Origin of the sequence: Danxiaibacter flavus (genome assembly GCF_041060425.1) — a bacterium.
Taxonomy (GTDB): domain Bacteria; phylum Bacteroidota; class Bacteroidia; order Chitinophagales; family Chitinophagaceae; genus Danxiaibacter; species Danxiaibacter flavus.
Genome location: NZ_JAULBC010000013.1, coordinates 47145 through 72545 on the forward strand (window position 1 = coordinate 47145; position 25401 = coordinate 72545).

At 41.3% G+C, this 25401-nt stretch carries 19 protein-coding genes and 1 tRNA gene; 9 read left to right on the forward strand and 11 right to left on the reverse strand.

Annotation, left to right across the window (positions count from 1 at the left end; genetic code table 11):
• Positions 1-253 precede the first annotated feature (253 nt).
• From QTN47_RS26640 to QTN47_RS26650, 3 genes are all read right to left on the reverse strand, one after another.
• Positions 254-1423 (reverse strand): TlpA disulfide reductase family protein, encoded by a 1170-nt coding sequence (locus QTN47_RS26640; protein ID WP_369332507.1) that lies wholly within the window; start codon positions 1421-1423, stop codon positions 254-256.
• A gap of 44 nt (positions 1424-1467) precedes the next feature.
• Positions 1468-2916, reverse strand: a complete 1449-nt coding sequence (gene gatB / locus QTN47_RS26645) for an Asp-tRNA(Asn)/Glu-tRNA(Gln) amidotransferase subunit GatB (protein ID WP_369332508.1) — start codon at positions 2914-2916, stop codon at positions 1468-1470.
• Positions 2917-3064: 148 nt separating this feature from the next.
• Positions 3065-3664 (reverse strand): DinB family protein, encoded by a 600-nt coding sequence (locus QTN47_RS26650; protein ID WP_369332509.1) that lies wholly within the window; start codon positions 3662-3664, stop codon positions 3065-3067.
• An 801-nt stretch (positions 3665-4465) separates the two neighbouring features.
• Between QTN47_RS26650 and aspA the strand changes: the two genes are divergently transcribed.
• The 5 genes from aspA to QTN47_RS26675 all read left to right on the forward strand — a co-directional run bounded on the left by aspA (position 4466) and on the right by QTN47_RS26675 (position 10297).
• Entirely contained in the window at positions 4466-5875 is a 1410-nt protein-coding gene (gene aspA / locus QTN47_RS26655; protein WP_369332510.1) for an aspartate ammonia-lyase, read from the forward strand.
• Between the two features lie 66 nt (positions 5876-5941).
• Positions 5942-7000 (forward strand): type II asparaginase, encoded by a 1059-nt coding sequence (locus QTN47_RS26660; protein ID WP_369332511.1) that lies wholly within the window; start codon positions 5942-5944, stop codon positions 6998-7000.
• Positions 7001-7173: 173 nt separating this feature from the next.
• Complete coding sequence (locus QTN47_RS26665; protein ID WP_369332512.1) at positions 7174-8514, forward strand: anaerobic C4-dicarboxylate transporter family protein; 1341 nt, start codon at positions 7174-7176, stop codon at positions 8512-8514.
• A gap of 15 nt (positions 8515-8529) precedes the next feature.
• A complete protein-coding gene (locus QTN47_RS26670; RefSeq protein WP_369332513.1) occupies positions 8530-9711 on the forward strand; it encodes a porin in 1182 nt (393 codons plus the stop codon).
• 55 nt (positions 9712-9766) lie between these two features.
• Positions 9767-10297, forward strand: coding sequence for a GNAT family N-acetyltransferase (locus tag QTN47_RS26675; RefSeq protein ID WP_369332514.1), 531 nt, complete (start codon positions 9767-9769; stop codon positions 10295-10297).
• Positions 10298-10403: 106 nt separating this feature from the next.
• On the opposite strand, the gene QTN47_RS26680 is transcribed toward QTN47_RS26675, so the two are convergent.
• Positions 10404-10817, reverse strand: coding sequence for an EamA family transporter (locus tag QTN47_RS26680; protein ID WP_369332515.1), 414 nt, complete (start codon positions 10815-10817; stop codon positions 10404-10406).
• An 18-nt stretch (positions 10818-10835) separates the two neighbouring features.
• Positions 10836-11951, reverse strand: a complete 1116-nt coding sequence (locus tag QTN47_RS26685; protein ID WP_369332516.1) for a lipase family protein — start codon at positions 11949-11951, stop codon at positions 10836-10838.
• A 280-nt stretch (positions 11952-12231) separates the two neighbouring features.
• On the opposite strand from QTN47_RS26685, the gene QTN47_RS26690 reads away from it, so the two are divergent.
• From QTN47_RS26690 to QTN47_RS26700, 3 genes are all read left to right on the forward strand, one after another.
• A complete protein-coding gene (locus tag QTN47_RS26690) occupies positions 12232-13122 on the forward strand; it encodes a carboxylesterase family protein (protein WP_369332517.1) in 891 nt (296 codons plus the stop codon).
• 406 nt (positions 13123-13528) lie between these two features.
• A complete protein-coding gene (locus QTN47_RS26695) occupies positions 13529-13870 on the forward strand; it encodes a DUF1360 domain-containing protein (RefSeq protein ID WP_369332518.1) in 342 nt (113 codons plus the stop codon).
• Between the two features lie 305 nt (positions 13871-14175).
• Positions 14176-15036, forward strand: a complete 861-nt coding sequence (locus QTN47_RS26700) for a chromate resistance protein ChrB domain-containing protein (RefSeq protein WP_369332519.1) — start codon at positions 14176-14178, stop codon at positions 15034-15036.
• 28 nt (positions 15037-15064) lie between these two features.
• Here QTN47_RS26700 and QTN47_RS26705 read toward each other — a convergent pair whose 3' ends face one another.
• The 6 genes from QTN47_RS26705 to QTN47_RS26730 all read right to left on the reverse strand — a co-directional run bounded on the left by QTN47_RS26705 (position 15065) and on the right by QTN47_RS26730 (position 23727).
• Complete coding sequence (locus QTN47_RS26705; protein ID WP_369332520.1) at positions 15065-15763, reverse strand: hypothetical protein; 699 nt, start codon at positions 15761-15763, stop codon at positions 15065-15067.
• Between the two features lie 304 nt (positions 15764-16067).
• Positions 16068-17150, reverse strand: a complete 1083-nt coding sequence (locus QTN47_RS26710) for an AI-2E family transporter (RefSeq protein WP_369332521.1) — start codon at positions 17148-17150, stop codon at positions 16068-16070.
• Between the two features lie 112 nt (positions 17151-17262).
• Positions 17263-18579 carry a c-type cytochrome gene (locus QTN47_RS26715; protein ID WP_369332522.1) on the reverse strand — a complete coding sequence of 439 codons (1317 nt, stop codon included), beginning with the start codon at positions 18577-18579 and terminating at the stop codon, positions 17263-17265.
• 279 nt (positions 18580-18858) lie between these two features.
• A tRNA-Asn gene (locus QTN47_RS26720) sits at positions 18859-18932 on the reverse strand.
• A 310-nt stretch (positions 18933-19242) separates the two neighbouring features.
• Positions 19243-20613 carry a RagB/SusD family nutrient uptake outer membrane protein gene (locus QTN47_RS26725; RefSeq protein WP_369332523.1) on the reverse strand — a complete coding sequence of 457 codons (1371 nt, stop codon included), beginning with the start codon at positions 20611-20613 and terminating at the stop codon, positions 19243-19245.
• Positions 20614-20682: 69 nt separating this feature from the next.
• A complete protein-coding gene (locus QTN47_RS26730; RefSeq protein ID WP_369332524.1) occupies positions 20683-23727 on the reverse strand; it encodes a SusC/RagA family TonB-linked outer membrane protein in 3045 nt (1014 codons plus the stop codon).
• 813 nt (positions 23728-24540) lie between these two features.
• On the opposite strand from QTN47_RS26730, the gene QTN47_RS26735 reads away from it, so the two are divergent.
• A complete protein-coding gene (locus tag QTN47_RS26735) occupies positions 24541-25011 on the forward strand; it encodes a LytR/AlgR family response regulator transcription factor (protein ID WP_369332525.1) in 471 nt (156 codons plus the stop codon).
• Positions 25012-25401 lie beyond the last annotated feature (390 nt).

The window sequence follows — 25401 nt, forward strand, 5'->3', positions numbered from 1 at the left end:
GCAAATGAGTGAAGAAGATAGTGAATAGTCAATAGTTAATGGTGAAAGCGGCGAGCTTGTAATTGATTATAGGCATACAAAAGGCCGGAGCAAACCTCCTTCCTATTACTGCTAAAAAAAGAGGGCTGGAATTGATCTTCCAGCCCTCTTTGCTATTTAAATTAAGTGAGCAAGCCGGCTCCTTTCACCATTGACTATTCACCATTCACTCCTCCCCTCATCCGCACATCTGCACATTCACTCATTCGCACATTTACTTCAGGCTCTGCGTAGAATTATCCTGAGGCAACAATACTTCCGCCAGCTTTCTTTCAAGCTCATCGCCACGAAGGCTGCTTGCAATGATCTTTCCTGAAGGATCCAGTAATACATTGAAAGGAATACCATCAAACTGGTAAGTATTAACTGCCACGCTCTCCCATTGTTTCAGGTCGCTCATATGGTTCCAAGCAAGGCCGTCATCTTTAATCGCTTTTAACCATGCAGCTTTATCCTTATCAAGAGAAACACCAAGAATGGTAAAGTTTTTATCCTTGTACTTGTTGTAAGCAGCTACAACATTTGGATTTTCCTGCCTGCATGGACCGCACCAGCTTGCCCAGAAATCAACCAATACATATTTACCTTTAAAGTTGCTTATTGCAAGGGGCTTACCATTTACATCCTGCATTGTAAGATCAGGCGCCTGCTGATTCAACAAAGCATAAGGCTTTTCCTGGCTGTTTGCTGGCCCTTGCGGAGGAGCGGTCAGCATTTGTTTAATCTTCGCTAAACCTGCATTGTCTTTAAACTTGTTAGACAGAGCAATTACCAGAGGCTTAAGATCATCCGGCGCAATTGTTTTTGAAGCCAGTACAAGGCCGTAATAAACGGCCGCCGGGCTCTTAGAATTATTCAAAAATGATTTCACTTCATCATTCAGTCCTGTAAGCGCTTTATCTTTTTTAGCTTCCAGGTCTTTTACCGCATTACTGTCAACACCAGGCGTTCTTTTCACACTGTCAAGCGCCATAAAAGTGGTATACAGAACTGAATCCTTCTTGGTGTATGTATCAAAGAATTCATACAGACTCTTTGTTGCATCGGATCCTTCCACATCAGGCTTTCTATGCAAATTGGCATCGAACGAAATACGGATATGATCATCATCATTGATGAAGATGATCTGAGGCCCTTTATCAAAAGTGAGCCTGTAAAGTCCTTCATCTTTTGCAATGGCGCGCATTTCATATGCACCGCCTGGCTTAAGTGTTGCTGAATCAACTACAACAGGAGCGTTTGCTTCCAGGGGTAATTGTTCAAGAAATATTTTCTTAGCATCAAGATTGGTGATCTTTCCGCTTACAACAAAGGCTCCATGTTTCTTTTTACCACAAGCCGCAAGAGCGACAGCGGCCATCAGCACAATAACAATTTTTTTCATCCGTGAGTCTATTTGAGATTTGAAATTTGAGATTTTGAATTATGCTAGCCAGATAATTTCTGTTCTAGCAACGTTGTAACAACTTTAGGATCAGCTTTACCCTTGCTGGCTTTTTTAACCTCCCCAACAAACAGGCCAATTAGCCCTTTTTTACCTTTTTTGTATTCTGCAACCTTTTCAGGCATTTTGGCAATTACTTCAGCAACCCAGTTTTCTATTTCGTTGCTGTCACTTACCTGTATAAGATTCAATTCAGTGGCAAGTTGTATTGGCGCCTTCGAACCATCCGCTAAAAGCGCAGGCAATAATTTTGACGATGCCACAGAAAAGTTGATCTTTCCTTCGTCAATCAGCTGCATAACTTCTGCTAATTGCTGCGGTTTAACCGCGAAGGAATCCATCGCTATTTTATGTTCATTTACATATTGCCTTACCGGTCCGTTGATCCAATTAGATGCAGCCTTATAATTGGTAGTGAACTTCACCACTTCATTAAAATAATCAGTCGTTTCTTTTTCCAGGCAAAGCTGGGCTGCGTCATATTCGCTTAACCCATATTGTTGGTGATAAAGCGTATAAAGCTCTTCGGGCAATGCAGGCATTGCATCCTTAATATCATTGATGAATGTTTCAGTCAAACGGAACGGAGGCAGATCCGGCTCAGGAAAATAACGGTAATCATTTGCCTCTTCTTTATCCCTTATTGCGAAAGTTGTATCATTTGAAGCATCAAAGCTTCTTGTTTGCTGAGTAATAGTGCCGCCCTGTTCAATTACATTGATCATGCGGTCTATTTCAAACTCAATTGCTTTTTTCACGTTGCGGATGGAGTTCAGATTTTTTACCTCAACCTTGGTTCCAAGCTTTGTTTCTCCCTTTAATCTAACAGAAACGTTGGCATCGCAACGAAGGCTTCCTTCTTCCATATTACCATCACAAACGCCTAGCCAGCGAACCAGTTTACGCAGCTCGGTAACATAATGATAAGCTTCATCCGCGCTGCTCAAATCCGGCTCCGTTACTATTTCAACCAGAGCCACACCTGCGCGGTTATAGTCCACACAGGTATTGTTATCATCAATATCATGAATGCTCTTACCCGCATCTTCTTCCATATGTATCCTGTTCAACTGAACGTTGCGCACGCCCGAAGCTGTGCGGATGGTAACGTGGCCGCCTTTACATATCGGCGTAGTATGTTGCGATACCTGGTAACCTTTGGGCAGATCCGGGTAGAAATAATTTTTTCGCGCAAAATAGTTATAGCGTTCTATGTGGCAGTTGCATGCCAACCCAATCCTTATAGCAAGTTCTACCGCTTCTTTATTTGTTTTAGGCAATGTGCCCGGATGTCCTAATGTAATGGGGCTGACATGGGTATTGGGCTCAGCTCCAAATGCAGTACTGTCACCAGAGAACAATTTACTCTGTGTCATTAACTGTGCGTGCACTTCCAGCCCGATAACCGCTTCATATTTGTCGTGATAACTCATTATAAAACAACTTCATCTGTTTGTAAGGTAAGCAAAGGTATTGGTTTGCACTGATGAAATTGCCTGTTTTTGAGAGTTTTGGCAAGGCATTCAGAAAATATAACAGCCTGTAGATGTGTATGGGAAACTCTACAGGCTGTTAATACCATTAAGCTACTATGCTCAATGGATTTCTATCATGTGTAAAACGCTGGGTAGCGAGATTATTTTCTTCAAATTCATTGCGAATTGCACGCATTTGCCCAATGTGTCTTTTGGTATGCTGAACAAGAAAATAGATATGTTGATAAACATCAATCTTACCCAGGCCATATACATTCATCATGGTTGTTTGAAGCACCCCTTCACCCTTTTTCAGATCATCCAGCAGCCCAAGACATTCCACCAGTTGACGGCGCAATGTTGCTTTAATATCACCGGCTGCCACGGTTCCGCTTGGTATCATCTGCTCAGGAGTGGTCCAATCTGCGGCGTCACGATTGCTGACCACCTGCATTTTCTCCCAATCAAATTCATAAGATTGCAACATATCCCGGTAATCGTTCTCCATTGAATGCTGCAAGCTTTTCAACGCCGCCTTTCTTATCAGCAGCAACAAATAAAAATTGGTGAGGGTGATGTGTTCCAGCACCTCCGCAATTGTCCATCCACCATTTGCAGGCCTGTATTGCATCATAGCATCGCCTGCGTTAAACCATTTCATCACATCATTAAATGTGATGAACATTTCGTCCTTAATTCTGCTCATAACATTCTGGATCATAAAAAATATTTCCCTGGTTAAAAAAAGTCTTTAAAAAGAAAAAACCCGGCTGATATCAACTTCAGACCGGGCTTTTCACTCTATAGTTCGTTTATAAAGTTCATAGTCAAAAAAATCCCGGGTCCGATCGCTTGTAAATACGTTTATTCTGCTTCGCCGATGCCGCAAAACCTGTATTGGCTGAAAGAATCAGCAATTCCGGCTTGACCGAAACAGCAGCATTAAAATATTGCGCTATACGCAACCGGCTATTCATTGTTCTCTTCGTCCTGTTCACTTTTTGTTTTCAGCTTATGTGTATAAAAAAACCCCGCTTTCCGGCGGGGCTCTTTTGCTTAATTAGTTTATTGATTAACCTGATTTCAGCAATCTATGCCCCTGCCCAACGCCATCTTCGCGTATGCGACGATACACTTCTTCGACTGACGGTTATATTGATGAAATAAAATGCTCATATAATTTATTGATTTTGCCGGTGTAAAACGTCGTCCGATTTCCTGCAAAAATCTTCTTTGCTGACACCTGCTGTACTGGTTAATTACCAAAAGAAAGAATGGTAACCCTTTTTTTTATTAAAATTTCAAAAAAAAGCAAACTTCTTCGGAGCCTTATTATACCGTTAAATACACAAAGGCCGCTATAACTGCATCAAACCCACAACAAATCGTGCAATCGGTTTGTTATTAGTTTTTGTGAAAAGATCGAATGCCATTGACTAAACAATTCTGAACGCAGAGCCGGCAGAAAATAGAAAACCCACTTTATTATATTATCAAACACGTTTTTATGAGCAGTACAAGGAAAGAACATGACTTTCTTGGAGAAAAAGAAATTCCTAACGATTGTTACTATGGCGTACAAACGCTTCGTGCAAAAGAGAACTTTGATATTACAGGTATACCTATTAGTAAAGAGCCTTTATTTATTAAGGCTTTTGGCTATGTGAAGAAGGCTGCAGCAATGGCCAATAAAGAATGTGGCGTGTTGGACGCAAAAGTAACTGAAGCCATTGTATATGCCAGTGACAAACTGATTGACGGCGAGTATACAGATCAATTTGTAAGCGATCTTATACAAGGAGGTGCAGGAACGTCCTGCAATATGAATGCAAATGAAGTAATTGCCAATATTGGCCTGGAGCACATGGGCTACAAAAAAGGCGATTACAACCACCTGCACCCGAATAACCATGTAAACTGCTCGCAAAGCACCAACGATGCCTATCCCACGGCTTTCCGTCTCGCCATCTATCTTAAAATAGATGAATTTACCGATGCGCTGGAAAAACTTCAAAAGGCCTTTTTTGATAAAGGACAGGAATTTAAAGATGTATTGAAGATGGGCCGCACCCAGTTGCAGGATGCGGTGCCGATGACACTTGGCCAGGAATTCAATGCGTTTGCCACAACCATAGGAGAAGATGTACTGCGCATGAGAGAAGTGCAACAATTGATAACCGAGATTAATATGGGCGCTACTGCGATTGGAACAGGAGTGAATGCCCCCAAGGGCTATGCCGAGATATGCACAAAGCACTTAGCCGAAATTTCAGGAATCCCGGTAAAATTATCACCGGACCTTATTGAAGCCACTTATGATACGGGCGCGTATGTACAGCTTAGCGGAACTTTAAAAAGATGTGCCGTTAAACTGAGTAAAATATGCAACGATCTGCGCTTACTGAGCAGCGGCCCCAGGTGCGGACTAAATGAAATTAACCTGCCCCCAATGCAACCGGGTTCTTCCATTATGCCCGGCAAGGTGAACCCCGTTATACCGGAAGCGGTTAACCAGACCTGCTTTTATGTTATTGGTGCGGATCTTACTGTTACGCTTGCTGCCGAGGCAGGACAGCTTCAATTGAACGTAATGGAACCGGTAATAGGCTTTGCGCTATTTACTTCCCTTGAATATATCACCAGGGCCAGCCATATGTTAAGAGAAAAATGTGTAACAGGAATAACCGCAAATCCGGAACATACAAAAGAAATGGTGATGCATAGCATAGGCATTGTTACACAGTTAAACCCGATCCTGGGATATGAAGAATCTGCAAGCATTGCCAAAGAGGCCTTAAAGTCCGGGAAGTCAGTACACCAGATTGCTGTAGAAGAAAGAAAACTGATTACACAGGCTAAGTGGGATGAAATCTACTCTGTAGATAATCTCATTCATCCGAAGTTTATTAATCAGTAGAAGTGTTGGCGGATAGCCCCGCAATAAAAATGCGCTACCAATGATGTAAAAAATAAATACTTACTTATGAAAAATATCTTCGTTCTCATCACTTGCCTTGTGCTTTCAATTGCGGTTACCGCGCAAGGCACGGGTAAAAAGCCCCATATTATTATTTTAGCCACCGGCGGAACGATCGCCGGCCAGGGTGCAGCCCCCGACCGCGCAGGTTACGAGGCAGGAAAGCTGCCCATAAAAGAATTATTGGCAGCGATACCGGGCGTGGAAAAAATTGCAGATGTAACCGGTGAACAAATATCCAATGTGGGCAGCCAGAATATGACTATTGAAATATGGCAAAAACTGGATAAACGCATCAATGAGATCTTTGCAAAAAATGAAGCTGACGGCATAGTAATTACGCATGGCACAGACACGCAGGAAGAAACAGCCTATTTCTTAAACCTTACGGTGCGGTATGACAAACCTGTAGTCCTTACCGGATCTATGCGCCCGGCTACAGCCATCAGTGCAGACGGACCTAAAAATCTGTATGATGCTATCACTGTTGCAGCCAACCCCGCAACCAACGGCAGAGGCGTACTGGTAGTTTTTAATGAAGGAATTTTTGACGGAAGGGATGTTGAGAAAGTAAACACCACAAAAGTGAATGCCTTTGCAGCACCCAATCTTGGTCCCCTTGGCCAGGTATATGATGGCAAAGTATTCTACTACCTTAACTCAATACGTGCCGGCAATAAATCAACTCCATTTGACCTTCAAAAAATACAATCACTACCAAAGGTGGGCATCGTGTTTATGTACGCAGATGCGGTACCGTTAACCATAGACGCTTTTGTGAATGCAGGCTATGAAGGTATAGTGATCGCGGGCGTAGGTAACGGAAATTTCAATAAAGCATTTTACGATGCGGTAGACAAAGCTGTAAAGAAAGGAGTAGTTGTTTGCCGTTCTTCCCACGTTCCTGCTGGTCGCGTTACTTTATATGATGAGATTGACGATGACAAACTGGGCACTATAGTTTCTGATGATCTTAACCCGCAAAAATCGAGAGTGTTACTAATGTTGGGATTGACACAAACAAAAGATAAAAAAACATTGCAGAGCTATTTCTTTAAATTCTAACAACCCGCTTTACCGTAGCGTTACTCCGGAAAGAGTTGTACATTGGTTCTACGCCTGTACCAGGCTTATTGATCCTAAGTATTGAGATATATCGAATAAAGCAATCCTCACTTCTACAGATCAATAACTAACCAAAAAAGATTACACCCAACATCAAAACAACATCAACGCTTATGATCTGGATCCAGTTTTTGATAGTACTAATAATGATTCTTATTGGCGCCAACATGAAAGGCATCGGCCTGGGCGTTATGGGAATGGTTGGAATGCTCATTTTCGTATCCGTATTTCATATGCACCCGACCGAGCCCCCGCTTGACGTAATGCTTATCATCATCGCTATTGTAACAACGGGTGCCGCATTGCAGGCTGCAGGCGGACTTGACTATCTTGTAAGCATTGCAGAAAAAATTATAAGAAGCAACCCTTCTCAAATTACTTTCCTCGCACCGGTAACAACCTATTTTTTGTGTCTTTTTGCAGGCACATCACATATCGTTTATTCATTACTCCCGATCATTTCAGAGGTAGCGGCAAAAAAAAGGATCAGACCTGAACGCCCTCTGTCGGTATCAGTAATAGCATCACATATTGCACTTACCGGCAGCCCGATGAGTGCCGCAACAGCGGCCATGGCGGCAATACTTGCTTACCCAAGCGCGGTTGTGGATATTATGAAAGTTGGAATTCCATCCTGCTTGCTGGGTGTACTTGCCGGTGCGCTTGCGGTGAGAAAGAAAGGCAAAGAACTGAATGATGATCCGGATTTTATTGAGAAGATGAAAGATCCTGAATTTGCACAATCAATAGATGCAGATTCGGCTGAAAACAAAAAAGCTATTAAACCCGGCGCAAAAACCGCCGTGCTGATCTTTGGAATTGCCATACTGCTTGTTGTGCTGTGCGGGGCATTTCCATCCCTAGTTCCCAACACGGGCAAAGGAGATCTGAATTTTAGCGTTAAAGCTGATGGCACGCTCACCATGGGCAGTGTTATTGAAATAATCACATTGTCCGCAACAGCCCTTATTATGCTTGTTACAAAAACAAGTGCAGAGGCTGTAACCAAAGCAAGTCTTTTTACATCTATGGCCACTGCGGTAATCTCAGTTTTTGGGGTTGTCTGGATGAGCTCTACATTCATGGCCAACAACGAGCATGTTATCAAAGAAGCGCTCGGCGGGATTGCTCAAGCGCATCCGTGGACGTTTACATTCGCTGTTTTTATAATGGGCGTCCTCATGTTCAGCCAGGCTGCAACCACCCGCACCATGATGCCGCTTGGTGTTGCACTTGGGATCGCTAACCCAAATCTGTTGGCTATGTTTCCGGCTGTAAATGCCGACTTTGTTCTACCTGGTTACCCCACTTTACTGGCAGCAATAAATTTTGATAGAACAGGCACAACCAAAATTGGAAAATATGTCATCAACCACAGCTTTATGCTACCCGGATTCGTTGTGATTGGAACTGCTATTATAATAGGATTTCTTCTTAGTCATATTCTTTTATAAACTAAACACTAAACTATGAAGCTTCGCATACCCCTTTTGATAGCATCTATCTTGCAGGTGATTGTAGCTTCTTCACAAATAGAGAAGCAAATAGATACTTCTATCAATCATACGACCCCTATCATTCCCACTGAAAAAGTTGAGCTGCTAAAAAATATTGATGTCATTGCCAATATGCAATACGGATTCAACAACGATTTTCAGGATGGCAAGTATGTAGGTAGCGCATTTTCCATGAACCAGTTTCGCCTGGAGATAAAAGGAAAAGTGTATAAGGATAAAGTATATTTCCGTTTTCGCGACAGATATACTAAATCAACACAACCGCAATCAGTAGATAACATTAGCGCCAGTACGGATCTTGCTTATATAGGAGTGAACCTCTCCCCAAAAGTGAGCATGCAATTTGGTAAGATGTGTGCAGACTGGGGTGGCTATGAATTTGACGCAAACCCGATTGATATATATGCATACAACGATATTGTTGAATATGCGGACAACTTTTTGTCCGGCGTTCAACTTGGATGGCAGCTAACCAAAAATCATTCACTTACCTTTCAGATCCTTAACTCCAGGACAAAAACTTTTGATGAATTGTACGATTCAATCCCCGGAGTAAAACAATCGAAATTCCCTGCGGCATGGGTAGCAAACTGGCGGGGCAACTTTGCAAACGGAATGTTTCAAACTTTATGGAGTGCCAGCGTTTTTACTGAAGCGGTAGATAAAGAAATGCATTATATAGCACTGGGTAACCAATTGCTTCTAAAAAAGTGGACCATCCAATATGATTTTAAGTGGAGCAAAGAAGGACTTGACAGGAAAACGATAGTTACGGGTATCGTGCCAGACTCCTACGATCCTTATGCCGCAATGGATGTGGCATACATTGAACACTGGCTTCGCTTCACTTATCAATTTGCACCCAAGTGGACAGTCTCCGGCATAGGGATGGTAAGTGACGCATACTGGTATGGCAATCCCGATCCGCATAAAGACAGTCATCTAAGAACTGCATGGGGCTTTATTCCTTCCGTTGAATTTTATCCTTTTAAGAACTTCAATCTAAAATTCTTCGGAACCTATATTGGCCGCACCTATAAGTATACCGATTATTCCAAAAAAGAATTTGGCTCGGCTGATACACATACAGGAAGGATAAGTATAGGATTCATTTCTCCGCTTGTGGTGTTGTAGCGCAACAAAGACTTTCCTGTTTCAGATTCTGGTATAATGCATCATCTTTGCACGTATGCAATGGATAAGAATTACTGACCCGGAACATTTGTTATTACCCTTTGTCAGGAGCTTATATGAATCTGCGTTTCCGGTACATGAAAGAAGGGAGTGGGCAAACTTTCTCAGGACCATTTCGTTCAGCGGGATGCAGTTATCATTATTAGAAGATGAATTGCCTGTAGGATTTATTATTACCTGGCAAATACAAGACTTCTGCTATGTTGAGCACTTTGCTATTTCTTCATCACAACGTGGCAAGCTATATGGAGGCAAAGTTATTGACGAGTTGTTTGATCGCTTCAATCAGCGAATAATACTTGAAGTGGAACCCGAACATGATGAAGACAGCAGAAGACGTATTTTATTTTACGAAAGAAAGGGCTTGCAACCGGTTCCCTTTAGTTACATGCAGCCACCGTACAGAAAAGGTGAAGATTGCTATAAGATGCAGCTAATGAGTATCCCAGCAATAACCAGCTACAATGAGTTTGAAAGCATTGCCTCAGACATCAGAGCAACTGTGTATGAAGGATTTTACGAATAGGCATTACCGCTTTGCAGCAAGGACTCTGTTCAACTCCTGTATCTCCTCCGTGAAGCTCTGTGTAATTGTATTTTCTATTACACAGTCAACGCCCGGAAAACGTCACCTACAGAATCAAAACAACTGTCCCGGCAATAATCAACGAAGCCCCAACAGCCATCTTCCATGTAAGCGGCTCTCCAAGAAAAATAACCGACAATATGATCGCAATTGCTACGCTCATTTTATCAACGGGAGCAACCTGCGAAACATTACCGATTTGCAGCGCCTTGAAATAAAACAGCCAGGACAATCCCGTTGCGCATCCTGAAAGTATAAGAAACATCCAGTTTTGTTTGCCCAGTGTTTGCAGGGCATGAACATTTCCTTTAAACAAAACGATGGACCAGGTAATAAACAAGATACAGGTAGTCCGGATAGCTGTCGCAAGATCACTATCAATATTTGCTACACCTTTTTTTGCCAACACTGCTGTTAGCGCCGCAAACAATGCTGATAACAAGGCAAAGATCCACCACATACTTTCAATTTTTATTTATTAGCGACCAGAAGTTTGATTTCCATACCACTTTTGTGTTAGCATGTAGTACGGATGCAATGCATGATGCGAAAAAATGTTCTTTGCAGATTCAGGATATTGTTGCTTATATGCTTCATCAGCCATCAACACAATCGGCACACCGGCACGCATATAATTGCTGCTTGCTACATACGTTGGTTCTCTAATACCCGGCATAAATTTTTTAACCTGTTTAAACAATTTGCTGCCGAGATTTTTCTCCAATTTTCTTTGAGCCTTTTTTGTAGACTTATTCAAAGAGTTATATACACCATTTATGTACCACCGCACCAACGTCTTTCGTTTTTTTAGCGCACCTTTCAAATCAACAAAAGGATTGGTTGCATTAAAATCTTTCACTGTTTGCACCGATATTGGTGTCTCCGGAACCCAGTCAAGTGAATTAACAACAGTAAGCCCCCATCCGTTACGTGTTATAAAATCATAATCATACGCATAATACAAGTTTCCTGGTTTTGGTGCGGCACTGCTATATGTTTTGAAATAAATATCCTTTGGCAAATTTCCGTTTACTGTTTCATAATGAAGATAGGATGTTAACAGAAAAGACAAAGCACCACCCTGGCTATGCCCCATGATGATAAATTCTTTTACACCTGTAGCATATAGCTCATTTATCTTTTCTTTTACTGAAGCTGCCATGCTTGATAAACCAAGTAGCCAGCCAACATGCACTGCAGCAGAAGGATTGTCCGCAAGTTTATAAGTAAACGAAGATGTATCACTTAGCTGAATGCTTCCTGTAGCCGGCACCATAGCCATATAAAAATTTTCTAACCAACTCGCTGTCTGATTAACTGTTCCTCTTATGCATATAGCAGCAACATGCTGGTCGTCACGAAGCCAGAGATCCCACCTGTTATAAAGTGGAGACACCTGTGAACGAAATACCCTTTGGTAAAAAAGAGGAGCAGGAATTTTTGAAGAATTATTAATAGAGTCACTGTGAGCTTGCAATGTAACCCGCAACATCTCCAGGTATTCATCACTTTCAAAATTTGGTTGTATATATTGTTGCGCTTCCGTTCTGTAAACACTTGCAATCAAAACCATTATGAGAAAAATACGCATCATAATCAAGCTGATTAATGTTTATCGATAAATTTAAATCAAATAACCCATTATCTTTCTTTTTTAAAAGTTTGGTTAATATTTTAATAGTCCAACATGTTCTTTGGCTTCAGAATTTGTTTAATCATTGTCCATAAAACATTGTTTTATTAGGAAAAGTTTGGGGAATTATTTATCAGGAATAATCCATTTTTTCCACTGCATTTTCGCCCGGATAACACCAACTGTTTTATTTTCCTTGACTGGCATGAATTTAGTCCGCACCGTTATCAAAAGCATACCGATGAAACAAGCATATACAACAATGATAGGACTATTGATAACGGTTATAACACTATCCTGTTCAAAAAACATAGCAGACGTCCCTGCTGCAACCGTTGCTGACATTGGTTTTGACGAGAGGGCTGCAACAACACCTATAACCGAAAAAGAAACAGATCCGCCTGTACTGAGAAGAAAACAGGAAAGAATAAACAGCAACATAGGTGGTTACGCAGAAATATTGCCGAAATACTATTATAATGAACGTAATAAGGCAAAACGCTATCCGCTAATTGTCTTCCTTCACGGTTGGGGCCAGCGAGGTAATGGCACTACTGATCTTTATAAGCTGGAATGGTACGCCATTCCTCAGTATGTAGTCAATAAAAAATTTCCCGGTCGTTTTAACGCTGACGGAAAACTACTTTCATTTGTAATCATTTGCCCGCAAAATGATGGATGGCCTTCACCTAACGATGTAAATGCTACAATCAATTTCTGCGTAAAAAAATACAAGATAGATACATCAAGAATTTATTTATGCGGCATGAGCATGGGCGGTGGCAATGCTTGGGATTATACAACAATCTACCGCAATAAGTTGGCGGCAATCGTTCCTATATGCGGCGCATCGGATGTGAATAGCGGTAAAGCACTTAGTCTTGCAAAATCAAAAACAGGCATTTGGGCATTTCACAATTCTACTGATCCGGTTGTGCAGGTTGCTAAAACAAAAAATTATGTATCAAGCATTGTAAAATACCATCCAATAATTTATCCTAAAGCAACAATATGGGCACGGGGTAGTGAAGAAGATCAGCACGACGCATGGACTAAAGCTACCAATCCCGAATACAGAGAGAGTGGCAAAAACATTTACGAATGGATGCTTCAGTTCAGACGCACAGATTAAGCATGGAATTTAAAAGCTGGCTTTATTAAACATAGAACCATCATTGCATACAGTAAAAAGCCTCCTGCTGCCTGCGGAGGCTTTTGTTTAAGCATTGGTGATTTCTACATCTATAGTATGTGAAAAACAACATTGATCTGCTTCGCCCGCCTATGTACTTTTGGCGGGAATTGAATGAGTGATATTTTGGATGCCCAATCAAAGGACAAGTTTAATAACTGCAGATACACAAAGATGCCCGTTATTTAATCGTATCCGCATTGAGTTTCCTGGATTCCATCCGGGCTCCGATCATATTCCCGGATGGAGGCAGGTGCAAATCAAGCCGGTTATTTTTTAGAAAACAACGTAACAGATCATTGGCCTTCCGGATATAGATGTAAGAAAATAAGAGGGGCTTACTGGTATGACAATATGTTTATATTTCCTAGCATCTATTTTGGCTACATGGCGCCTCGCTCATTTATTAAGTGATGAAGATGGACCGTTGAATATAGTTTTCATGTTGAGGGAAAAAGCAGGATCAGGCTTTTGGGGGAGCCTGATCTCCTGCTTTTATTGTGTAAGCATCTGGATCGCAGCTCCCTTTGGTATCTGGATGGGGACAACCACTATTGAAAAAATTGTTTTCTGGATTGCCGTCTCTGGCGGCGCCTGCATCTTATACAAGCTCACCGGCGAAAACAAAAAGCAGGTACACATACCATATTATGAGGAAGAAAAAGCAAGAGACGAATTTGGAATTTGAGATTATTATTGTCAAACTAAATGTGTAAATAGATAAATCAAAGTTGCTTAATCCCGAAGGGATGAAATTATTATAGCAAAGGCCGAAACATTTCATAAAACTCCGACGGGGTGACATAATAGAATGTCACCCCGTCGGAGTTTTATATCGATGTATATATCTTTCTATAATAATTCCATCCCTTCAGGATTGGCCTGGCGAAAGTTCATGTATGCCTATTCCGAGATAAGCATCACTATTCAACTATTTAAATTTAGTCAGGCACGAATGATTTCAAATTTCAAATTTGTAAATTGCTGCTGACTATGAAATGGATTACAAGAGAACGGCCAAAAATTGATCGCATTGCCTGCCCATGGCTCATCAAGAGATTTGTTGACGCCTCTGCACAAATTATATATGTTCCGTACGAAAAAGTTGAGAGGCTTGCGAAAGAACTGGATGCTATTCCTTTTGACATACCGGGAGCGGAATACAGCCATTACGATGACCGCTGTACATTTGATTTTATCATACAGAAACATCAGCTGCAGGATGAGGCGCTTGACCGGATTGCAGACATAGTAAGAGGTGCTGACACAGACAGGCATGACATGGCCCCGCAAGCCTCAGGGCTTTGGGCAATTTTTGCTGGTTTATCTTACAACATAAAAGATGACCAGGAATTGCTTGAACTGGGTATGATCATTTACGATGGCATGTACAGCTGGGCAAAACACCTCTACACAACAAAGCATACTCAAGCGCCGGTGGAAAAAATATTGATGGAGGTATTCAGGAAATACATCGAACAATCTGCACTTAAAAAAACGCCAGACTGGGCAATAGAGCTCAAAGAAATGATGCAGGATCAGATCGACACAAATTTGAATTTAAGTCTGCAGCAAGCATCAAAAGAACTGGACATCAACCCGGCATATCTATCAAGAGAGTTTTCAAAATATTTTGAGAACCTTTCCTTCGGAGAGTATATTAGAAAAATGCGCATTGAAAAAGCCATACAATTAATGCAGACAACAAGTTATTCGTTAACTGAAATCGCCTACCTCACAGGCTTTTCAGACCAAAGTCATTTTACGCGGATATTTAAAAAATTCACCGGTAAAAATCCTTTGGCTTACAAAAAAAGTTGGGCGAAAGAAAAAGACGATTCTGATAAAGAATGAGTTGCAGGTTTTATAAATCAAGCTGGATTTAACGCATTGCTGTAAGGGAGTTCTTTTCGGATATTTCTTTTATATCTGTCAGCATCCATTCATCATAAGACCGGCGGCCGGCCTGATCTTTAGTCTCTACAATATTCAGCATCATTCCAATACCTTTTCCATGATACGCATTTGAAACAATATGCCAGCTCTGCCGTACCGTTTCGTCACCTATTCTCTTGAACGCAGCATACGCAACAGCTTTTATCAGTATTGTTTCTACCTGCCTGCCCTGCCACATAAACGTAGTATCTTTTAACTTTTCTTCTTCATACTTAAGTTCGTAACGCATCTGCCCTATTTTAAATAGAATATTTTCCTGGCGGCGTGCTGTTTTATCTTTAATAACGACTGTATCAAGAATAATTTCACCTTTTATTCCACCGGCATTACCAGGAGTAAAAAATTCGAAGACCTCGAGCAGCTTTCCATCAACAGTAACAATGGAATCAGTAGTTACAATATTATTATATCTTCTTTCGCAGCGATAATTTTTTCCCTCCTTAGTTACCAGCTGTAAATCGGTGTATGTTTTTTCGGCGGTACTCGTATTTTGATAAACTAAGGTTTTTCCGTTCCCTATTTGTTCATCTGCCAACTTATAGTCCTTTGGAAAAAATGCAGTCACCTCTTTATTACATGTAAACCCAAGCAGTAAAAGGGATAGTATACATGAGGCAGATTTCATGTAGCTCTATTTAAGTATACTAAATGTACAAAAAAGTAACGAGAGTATTCCGGCAGCCGGACATTGTAACATCCTTAAAATACATGCATGTTAACTTCAGGAAGCCGACAATGAAAAAAAGAAAATCCGTCCTTGTAAAGAACCGGCTACATAAAGCCAGGGGGGTAGGTCAAATGAAGATGTTTTAATGCGCAGCTTTTTTAAAGCTTCAAAACAGATTAATTTCTAACAATATTGATAACAGTAAATAAAACTAACCCATTCGTAACGCCGTGTTATTTAGTGAAAATAAAGAATAGATGCCTTATGCATCAGGCTGGGTTAACCACATGTAAAAGAGTTTATACCCAAGGGAAAGAACAACTGCACCTGTAAACAAACCCATGAATCCGGAGAGTATAAATCCACCCACTGAACCAAGAAATACGACAAGCATGGGAACCGGTGCGCCCTTGCCTAACAACCAGGGTTTAAGCACATTATCAGAAAGCCCTACAAGTAACAAATAAATAGTTAATAGTGTTGCTGCCAGCGTTGTGCCTGTACTCCAGATATAAATAATTATACAAATAGAAACAGGAAGAATACCAACCTGGATGATTGCCAGAATAAGACATATTAATGTCCACAAACCCGCAGCAGGAATTCCGGCAACAACAAATCCTATTGCAGCAAGTGTTGACTGAATAAAAGCAACACCCAGAATTCCTTTCACCACATTGCGGATCGTTATGGCAGATATCTGAGTTACATCAATATTCGAATTACTGCCAATTAAACGACGAAACAGGCTTCGTGCAAACGAAGAAGCACTATCCGCATAAGACAGAAAGACACCGCTTATAATAATTGAAAAGGTAAAGAAAAGCAAGCCTTTACCCGTGCTGGCCAACAACCCCAGTGTGAATGCAAGCGCCGAGCGGAATTTTTGCGGATATTTCTGTGCAAGAGACTCAATGCCCTGCGATGCCTGTACCCATATTTCATGCGCCCTGTTGCCTATCACCGGCCAGCCCTTTACATTTTCACGCGGAGGAGGAATCGTGATCAATCCGGCTTTATAATCTGCTATGATGCTTTTTACTTCAGCAGCCGATGAAAGGCCTAGCCAAACAGCGGGCACAATAAGAATACAAAGCAGTACAACAGTAATAATAACGGATGCCCACGCAGTTCTGCCATTTAATTTATTTGTAAGCCTGCGATGAACGGGATAAAGTGCTACGGCCAGAATTGCCGCCCAGGCTACCGGATTAACAAACGGACTAAGAATGCGGAAGCACCAGCTTATCAGGAGAGCAACAAGCAATAACTGGATAGCCGTATTAAACAGCTGTGCCTTTGAAAAGGATTTAACAGACTTTAATTTATCGTCGTTTGTATCCATTTGCAATTTTTTAAATAATCAACCCGTCGCCCGGAATAAAACTACAAAATGAAATCAGCAGGTTCATCGATTTGTATCATGTAACCGTTAAATGAGCCGCCAGCAATATTGGCTATTTAGCTCCTATCGCTTTAACGGTTGTAACCCTGGCAAAAGTTAGGGGAACAAGACCATAATCTACAAATCCAGTGATCTTCCCGGAAACATCACTGATAAAACGAATGGGCGATGGCATCCCGGAACCGTTAAACTGATTGTTACCCACAGGTAAAAGCTCAACAGGTTTTGCCCCTACAATGGTGGCCCACAGCTTTTTATCTTTACACTTTACGATGACAGTATCCATATCGCCATCGACATACGCTCCTTCATATGCAGGATAGCTCTTTGTATCGAATGCCACAGCCCTTATTGGGGAGACTTTGTTGTGATCCCCAAAACCATGCTTTTCTCCGCATATTTCACATAATGTCGGCTTCATGCCATTTACTATATGATGCTCAACAGGAAGAGTGGTTTTAAGGGCAGCGAAAATTGCTTTGAGATCGTCATCATTAATATTTTTGAAATTTATCCATGGCATGGAATGATGCAATGATCCATTTTTCCCGGTGCGGATCACACGTATAAATGTCTCATCGTCCCAGGTACCAATACCGCTGGCATCGGAAGAAATATTTGCGCTAACTATAATTGAGTCTGTTTTTTCATTGGCAATAGGATTTCCGCCGCCAAAATAACCCGGATTACGTTCATACCAGGCTGTGTGACAACCGAGGCATTCTCCAATTGTTACCAGGTACTTTCCTTTGGCCAATATGGTGGATGTGTCTGGTTCCGCTACTTTGATCACTTGCAGCGATCTTGGGTTGTTTTGCAGTTCTTTTTCAATGGCAGCACCCAAATGCCGCATCGGCACAATATTATTGACTGGCTCTAAAGAACGCAGATAACAGATCACAGAAAACAGATCTTCATCGGAGAGAGAACGGTATGTCCACCATGGCATCGCTTTCAATGCACGTCCGTCATGTCCAATTCCATTACGCAGAGCCCGTATAAACATATCATCGCTCCAGTTTCCGGCTCCGGTTTCTTTATCGGGAGTAATATTGGGCGCGTACAAGGCGATGCTGTCTTGTTTATAAAGCAGACCTCCACAGCCGAGCCGGTTTTCCAGTGCGGGCCACCCCGGCTTAGCAGAATCCACTTCAGCATGACAGCGAAAACAGCCCAACACGCCGTTTACAAGATATTTACCCCGTTCTATTCTTTTAGTTGAAGATGCAATCTGGTAATTGGTTAAAGGCCTGGCATACCTGGAAACAAGAATGGAACTATCTATGCCCCTGTTCTTTTTTTGACTGCACGTAACAAAAAGAATAATGGATGCAATAACTGCTGTTATTACAAGAACCTGCTTATGCATAAAAAGTGGTTTAGTTAACGGATTAAGTTTTTGCAGGGTTATTGATATTCCAATTAACTAATACCAAAAGATGAAGCGTTATATAATGATTTTAAAAGACGACTTCCTGAGATATGTGACAAACCGGGAATAAGGTTCTATCCAAATAGAAACTGAGACATTTCGTTTTTTACTCCCGTATATTAAAAATATAACATTGAAAATTCATTCGCAACAGGGCACAAAGAAAAACGAAGATGTGTGACAACAAAAAAGCCACCCAATTTTGAGTGGCTCTTGCTCCCGAAGCTGGACTTGAACCAGCGACCCTCTGATTAACAGTCAGATGCTCTAACCAGCTGAGCTATTCGGGAATCCTTTTCCGTTTTGCGGAGTGCAAAAATAGGAGTTTTTGTTTTCCGTCCAAATTCTTTTCAAATAAATTTTGAAAGCGTACCGAACATTTTTACAAAACCCTTTCCCATAAAGGATTTCAGAAGAAAAAAAAATATTTTACAACAGCGAAAAAAGTTCATTTGGCAAACAAATAAAGGATTTTTTATTTAAACCATATAAGGCATATAAGGACATTCAATGCATATGTATTTATTCTTGTTTGTACAGCCCCAAAATACTTTTCTTATATTCTCTTGTATGCCTTACATGGTTTAATCTCCTCGTGTTTCAATACCCCGGATTTTGGATTAAATTGCTGTTTACATCAATTTCCCTTTGAGGAATAGGTAAAACCAATTTCTTATCGTTGTAAGGGAAACCATCGATATCCATTTTCAGGCGTTTCAGGGTCCAAAGTCTGTCCCCCTCAAAAGCAAGTTCACGGAAACGCTCTTCAACAAAATCATTCAATGTTACCGCATCCAATCTTTTAGCCTTCGACCTGTCTCTTACCACATTAAGATCATCCGTAGGTGTACCTATACCCAAATGCAGATTTGCTTCTCCCCTGGTCAAATACATTTCCGCCAGCCGTACAACAGGAATGTATTTATACAGCTTCGCCCATTTTTCGGTATAGGTGCCATCAAATCCGCCAATACTTGATCCATTGTAGTTAAAACTCATCCGCACATCGGCCGGATCATCAAAAATCGTTTCATAGTCCGCATTCATTTGCGCATCGCCGCGACCTGCAGGATATGCAGAATAAAATGTAGGCAATCCATTGTTGCTGGTTCCTGCATTGCTCTGGTTGGTTTGTGCAATGGCAAAAATATCTTCTGAAGAAAAAGATATGTTATTGAAAGCCTTGTCATATAAATCCATTCTATACAAGCCTGACTGAATAACCTCATCGGCAAAAGCAGCGGCCTTTGTATAATCACCCATGTTCATATAAACCCTGGCCAGGAAAGCTTTTGCGGCAAAACTGCTGGCTCTTACCTGCAATCCGCTTTGAGTTTGCTCAGGAATTTCCGGAAGCTTATCTGCGGCTTCAGTCAGATCCGCAATAACCTGGGCATATACTTCAGCAACGCTTGCACGGGCAGGTTTATCTTTTGTTGAATCAAAAGCATAAACCGGTTGCAGCACAATCGGCACACCGGGATTTGAATTTGCATTGCCGGCACTGTATGGCTGGCCAAATAAATTTACCAGCTCAAACAATGCAACACCGCGCATAAATTTCGCCTCCGCCACTATTGTATCTTTTTCAGAGGTGGCAAGCGCTATCTTGTCTAAAACAGTGTTGGCTGCAAGAATAATATTGTACTCGTTTATCCATATATTTTGAGGAATGCTATTGGTGGCCTGAATGGCTTTTCTCTGCACTTCCCTATAATTGGAAAAAGTACCCACAAAATCTACCTGCTTGTCTGAAGCCAGTAAATCCGGCACAAATAACAATCGCTCACCAAAACCATTTGGATTTTGGTATAAGGAGTATGTTCCAAATAACAATGCTTCCAGGTCGGCCTGCGTTTTTATCTGGTCCGGCGTCAGGTATTGCTGCGGCTGAACATCCAGCTTCTTGCTGCACGCAACCGAAAAAAATGTCAATATAAAAAGACTGTATAAAAAATAACTCGTTTTCATTCTTCTATTTTTTGTTTTTACATAAAGGGAGGCACATTATGCTAGTCATGCAGACGTGCCATTGCTTCACTAAAACTTTACATTTAAACCAACAGTGATCGTTCTGGCCTGAGGAACAGTGTATAGATCCTGCCCATTTCCAATGTTATCAATAGTTGCTGTATTCACTTCAGGATCTGAAGGATAGTCTGTTCTTGTCCACAGATTGATTCCGGTTGTATAAATTCTTGCAGATTGTATGTGCAATGCTTTTGTAACTGAAGCAGGTAATGAATATCCCAGCGTTACATTCTTTAACCTCGCATATGAACCGTTGTATAAAAAGCGGGAAGAATTTTGGAAACCAGATCCGAAGTTGTATCCTACCCGGGGGATATTTGTAACATCACCGGGTTTTGTCCAGGTATTCAACATATCACTTGTCTGGTTGTCGTAGCCATTGTAATAGCCGCCCGACATATAGATACCTGCGGCATTGTAAATGTTGTTTCCGGTTACAAATGTGAAGAATACACTCAGGTCAATTCCTTTGTAGGAAAATGTATTGGTAAAACCACCGGTCCAGTTTGGATTTGACTTACCCACGGGCAATCTATCTGCCAAAGAAAAATCACTGGTAGGTTTTCCGTCCTTCCCCTGATACAAAGCATCACCTGTTTGCGGATCAACTCCAACAAACTTTTGCATAAAGAAGGTTCCGATAGGCTCTCCTTCTACAGCACGCTCCAGGCCCGTTCCATCTTCAATAATTTGTCCGCGGATGTTAACTACTTTATTCTGGTTGTATGCAAAATTTAAAGACGTATTCCATTTAAACTTACCCACCAAATTGCTGGAATTAAGCGTTACTTCAACACCTTTATTATCCATAGTGCCGAGGTTTCTATAGAGTGACGTAAACCCTGTAGTAGCCGGAATATTTACATTCAGTAAAAGATCAGTTGTATGCTTTTTATAAAGATCAACTTCACCGGTAATTCTGTTTTTCAGGAACCCGAAATCAACACCAATATCAGTTTGTGATGTTCTTTCCCACCTGAGATCACTGTTACCTAATTGGTTTGGTATTAGCCCCGGCAAGCCCGGATAGTTAGATACACTGTCCAGTGAATAGTATTTATACTCGCCAATTTCTGCGTTACCGGTCAGGCCCCAACTGGCTCTCAGTTTCAGGTAACTTAAAGCCTCTGTATTCTTAAGGAAATTTTCTTCAGACAAAACCCATCCACCAGATACGGACGGGAACCAACCATACCTGTGGTCCGGACTAAACCTTGAAGAACCATCTGTTCTGACACTTGCAGAGATTAAGTACCTGTTCATATAAGAATAACTGCCACGAAGGAAATAAGAAAGAAAGGTATACCTGTCCTTACTTGAAGTGGCGCCTGTTATAGAAGTTGCTCCTGCCAGTGTTTTTACTGCGTCAGAAGGATATTGTTCGCCCGAAGCAAAATTCTTCTTTGTATCGTTCTGCAGATAACTCATACCCAACACTGCATTCAGCTTGCTCTTGTCATTTATCTTAGGCGCGTATGTAAAATAGTTATTGGTATTGAAGGATGTGCTTTGCGCATTATTGAAGCTACCCAACCCATTACTTGCAGAACCATCAACAGTTTCTTTACCGAGGAATGCTTCCTCATACAACGTGATAAGATCAGCGCCAAACTCGGAACGGAATGTGAGATCCGGCAGGAACGTATATGCAGCAAATGCATTACCTATTGCCCTGTTTGTAGACTGATTGTTGCTGCTGTATTGCGCATCAAACAAACCGTTAGCATACAATGTTTGTTTATTCAGTTTGCCTGTTGAAGGATCTATTAATGGAGAGATAGGTAATTGCGCTACCAGTTGACCTGGTGTTGAAAATGCATTATCAGTCGATACTCTGTCGAGTTGCGTGCGATCAACAGACAGGTTAACACCCAAGGTCAGTTTATCAGAAGCATTGTGTTCAAGGTTCAATCTTCCTCCGTAACGATAGAATTTGTTATTGATTACTACGGCTTCCTGTGTGTTGTAAAATCCTGAGACAAAAAACCTCGTTCTTGCATCACCTCCGTAAGCTGACAAATCTACCTGGTTGGTCTGCGCATTCTTATTAAACATCTGATCCTGCCAGTTGGTGTTCACTTCAGGAATTGTATAATCTGTCCCTAAAGAAAAATAATCAAGCACTCCGTTGTATTCATCGTTATAATAATTCATTGCAGAATCCAACGATGGAAAGCCGGACACACCGTTGGTAAAATCATAATTGGCATCATTTGCAGCTGCTTTATGCATCAGGTCCACATACTGTTTTGCATCAAGGAATTTTCTTTTGCGTGCGGGGTTGCTGTAACCCTTAGCCATATTGAGCTCGATAGTTGTTTTACGACTATTTCTCCCCTTCTTTGTAGTGATAAGCACCACGCCGTTTGCTGCGCGCGCACCATAAATTGCAGAAGCTGATGCATCTTTTAAAATCTCTACTGATTCAATATCATTGGGATTAATATCGATCAGTGGATTCGTGGGATCGTTCCCTGTGTTTGACAAACTGGAAGATACAATAGGCAGACCATCCACAACGTATAACGGTTGGCTGCTTGCAGAAATAGAAGAAGTACCGCGAATGTTTATCCTAATGCCCTGGCCAACTTTGCCACTACCTGATTCAATTACAACACCAGCAGCTTTTCCCTGCAATGCGGATTCAAAGCTGGGCACAGGGATATTCTCTACATCTTTGCTTCCGATGCGCGCAATAGATCCTGTAATATCTTTCCTGGATGCGCGGCCATAACCTACAACAACGACCTCATTGAGGCTTTTGGCACTTGCACTCAATTTCACCTGCATATTTTCGGTTGCAGCCAGTTCCACATCGCCATAGCCAACAAAAGAAAAATTGAGGATCTTACTACCTGCGGGAATCGTAATGGAGAAATTTCCTTCAACATCTGATTGTGTAGAGCTGGAAGCTCCTTTCACTTTCACCGTTACGCCGGGCATCGGCGATCCGTCTTTACTGTCTGTCACATTGCCGCTAATCTTCCGCCCCTGAGCCAGGGCGCCGGATACCAACAACAAAACAGACATGCATAATAGAAATACATGTTTCATAAACAGTTATTTAGATTTTACGTGAATATTTACGTTACGGGCACGACAAGGCATGGCCGTTATTACACCAAACGATCATTATTTTCAAAGGAGGTGACGTGACAGGCAGCTGACTTTTCTGCCTTACATAATGCGGCATTATAACAGGTTGGCTCAAAAGCAAACCCCGTGTGCTAAAATTTCTGCTTAGATTACTGTACAGTTAGTTTTTTGGTCAATGCGATAATCTAATACCAGTAGCAGGGCATATTATTCCGGAAGCTGCACGCAGCCTTTAAAACAACTGCAAGTTACAATTATGCCTTGTTTAGCATTAACCGCTCATCATAAAACGAGAAGCTTTAAAAAGTGTAGAAATGTAGAATTCAGACAGGTCTAAAAAAATGACAGGTGGTAGAAACCACCCGAGTCACATGAGAAAAATACTACTATTTTAAGTCCGTTAATACGGATATTATTATTATAAATTAATTTTCAAGCTGAAACATTTTCCAAAGCAATCGACACAAAATCAAACTAATCGGGGGCGGAATTATTCTACTAAGTAATGCTTTTTTTCGTCTGTATCAGCCTTTCTAGGATAATTTAATTAATAACAATCGTTAGTTCACTCCCTACAAGATCAGTAGGATTATCCTGCGTTCAAAATTTGAAATAAAAATTGAACATTCCAATAGCCATTTATGGCCTCCAATAACAATTAACTTTTTATTACGGGGCATATATAAAAACTTGTGTGTTAGACAAAAAGGTAGCTCTGATGTAATAACAGCGCCTTCTGCAACCTTTTAGCTAACCAGCAAACCAGCGACCATGAAATTACTGATTATCGAAGATGAGAAAAACACAATACACCATATAATAGATTACCTGAGAACGACGGGAGCTACTGTAAGCATTGCCGATATAACAGCAGATGCAGCACCTCAGCATTGTCGGAAACGTTCCCGGATCGTCGTGAAAAAAGGAGCGGATTTCCAGATGATCCGGATGGAAGACATTGCTTATTTTTTTACAGAGAACAAAGTTGTTTTTGTGGTTGATCAAAACGGCAGCAAGTATCTGGCTGATATTAATACATTGTCAGAGCTTGACGGCTCGCTGGATGAATCTATTTTCTTCAGAGCGAACAGAAAATACATTATTAATGCCAATTACATTACCCGCTATTCGCCGGTTGACAAAAGCAAGCTAAACATAGAACTGACGGTTCCCGTACAGGAAGAGATCATCATCAGCCAGGAAAACGCACCGGTTTTTAAAAAGTGGATTTCGGAAGTATAGGTTGTTTTAAGCTTAAAGCCCAAAGCCTAAAGCTTAAAACTTTGTGTATAGCGCGCTAGACTGATGTAAGGTATTTAAGTATGTATCGCTGTGTGTACCACTTAGGGCGTAATTTATCTGTTTTTTGGGAGCTGGATCTTAAGCATTACGGAGACTCCGCTGGAGTCTGATGACAACTCTACATCCGGTTTTTCTACAAACAGGAAGCTCCACTGCATCTTGAAGTGAATCCTTATTTATCCTTAACCAAATAAGATTGGTCTTTACGATTTTAGCCTTTGGGCTTTGGGCTTTGGGCTTTGGGCTTTGGGCTTTGAGCTTTAGGCTTTAGGCTTTGAGCTTAAAGCTTTCACTAAAAAGGGCCCACCTAACGGTGAACCCTTTATGCAG

What these genes read in the sequence shown, in the direction of transcription:
- QTN47_RS26640 (WP_369332507.1), bottom strand. Translation starts at nt 1,423, where the DNA reads ATGAAAAAAATTGTTATTGTGCTGATGGCCGCTGTCGCTCTTGCGGCT.
- gatB (WP_369332508.1), bottom strand. Translation starts at nt 2,916, where the DNA reads ATGAGTTATCACGACAAATATGAAGCGGTTATCGGGCTGGAAGTGCAC.
- QTN47_RS26650 (WP_369332509.1), bottom strand. Translation starts at nt 3,664, where the DNA reads ATGAGCAGAATTAAGGACGAAATGTTCATCACATTTAATGATGTGATG.
- aspA (WP_369332510.1), top strand. Translation starts at nt 4,466, where the DNA reads ATGAGCAGTACAAGGAAAGAACATGACTTTCTTGGAGAAAAAGAAATT.
- QTN47_RS26660 (WP_369332511.1), top strand. Translation starts at nt 5,942, where the DNA reads ATGAAAAATATCTTCGTTCTCATCACTTGCCTTGTGCTTTCAATTGCG.
- QTN47_RS26665 (WP_369332512.1), top strand. Translation starts at nt 7,174, where the DNA reads ATGATCTGGATCCAGTTTTTGATAGTACTAATAATGATTCTTATTGGC.
- QTN47_RS26670 (WP_369332513.1), top strand. Translation starts at nt 8,530, where the DNA reads ATGAAGCTTCGCATACCCCTTTTGATAGCATCTATCTTGCAGGTGATT.
- QTN47_RS26675 (WP_369332514.1), top strand. Translation starts at nt 9,767, where the DNA reads ATGCAATGGATAAGAATTACTGACCCGGAACATTTGTTATTACCCTTT.
- QTN47_RS26680 (WP_369332515.1), bottom strand. Translation starts at nt 10,817, where the DNA reads ATGTGGTGGATCTTTGCCTTGTTATCAGCATTGTTTGCGGCGCTAACA.
- QTN47_RS26685 (WP_369332516.1), bottom strand. Translation starts at nt 11,951, where the DNA reads ATGATGCGTATTTTTCTCATAATGGTTTTGATTGCAAGTGTTTACAGA.
- QTN47_RS26690 (WP_369332517.1), top strand. Translation starts at nt 12,232, where the DNA reads ATGAAACAAGCATATACAACAATGATAGGACTATTGATAACGGTTATA.
- QTN47_RS26695 (WP_369332518.1), top strand. Translation starts at nt 13,529, where the DNA reads ATGACAATATGTTTATATTTCCTAGCATCTATTTTGGCTACATGGCGC.
- QTN47_RS26700 (WP_369332519.1), top strand. Translation starts at nt 14,176, where the DNA reads ATGAAATGGATTACAAGAGAACGGCCAAAAATTGATCGCATTGCCTGC.
- QTN47_RS26705 (WP_369332520.1), bottom strand. Translation starts at nt 15,763, where the DNA reads ATGAAATCTGCCTCATGTATACTATCCCTTTTACTGCTTGGGTTTACA.
- QTN47_RS26710 (WP_369332521.1), bottom strand. Translation starts at nt 17,150, where the DNA reads ATGGATACAAACGACGATAAATTAAAGTCTGTTAAATCCTTTTCAAAG.
- QTN47_RS26715 (WP_369332522.1), bottom strand. Translation starts at nt 18,579, where the DNA reads ATGCATAAGCAGGTTCTTGTAATAACAGCAGTTATTGCATCCATTATT.
- QTN47_RS26725 (WP_369332523.1), bottom strand. Translation starts at nt 20,613, where the DNA reads ATGAAAACGAGTTATTTTTTATACAGTCTTTTTATATTGACATTTTTT.
- QTN47_RS26730 (WP_369332524.1), bottom strand. Translation starts at nt 23,727, where the DNA reads ATGAAACATGTATTTCTATTATGCATGTCTGTTTTGTTGTTGGTATCC.
- QTN47_RS26735 (WP_369332525.1), top strand. Translation starts at nt 24,541, where the DNA reads ATGAAATTACTGATTATCGAAGATGAGAAAAACACAATACACCATATA.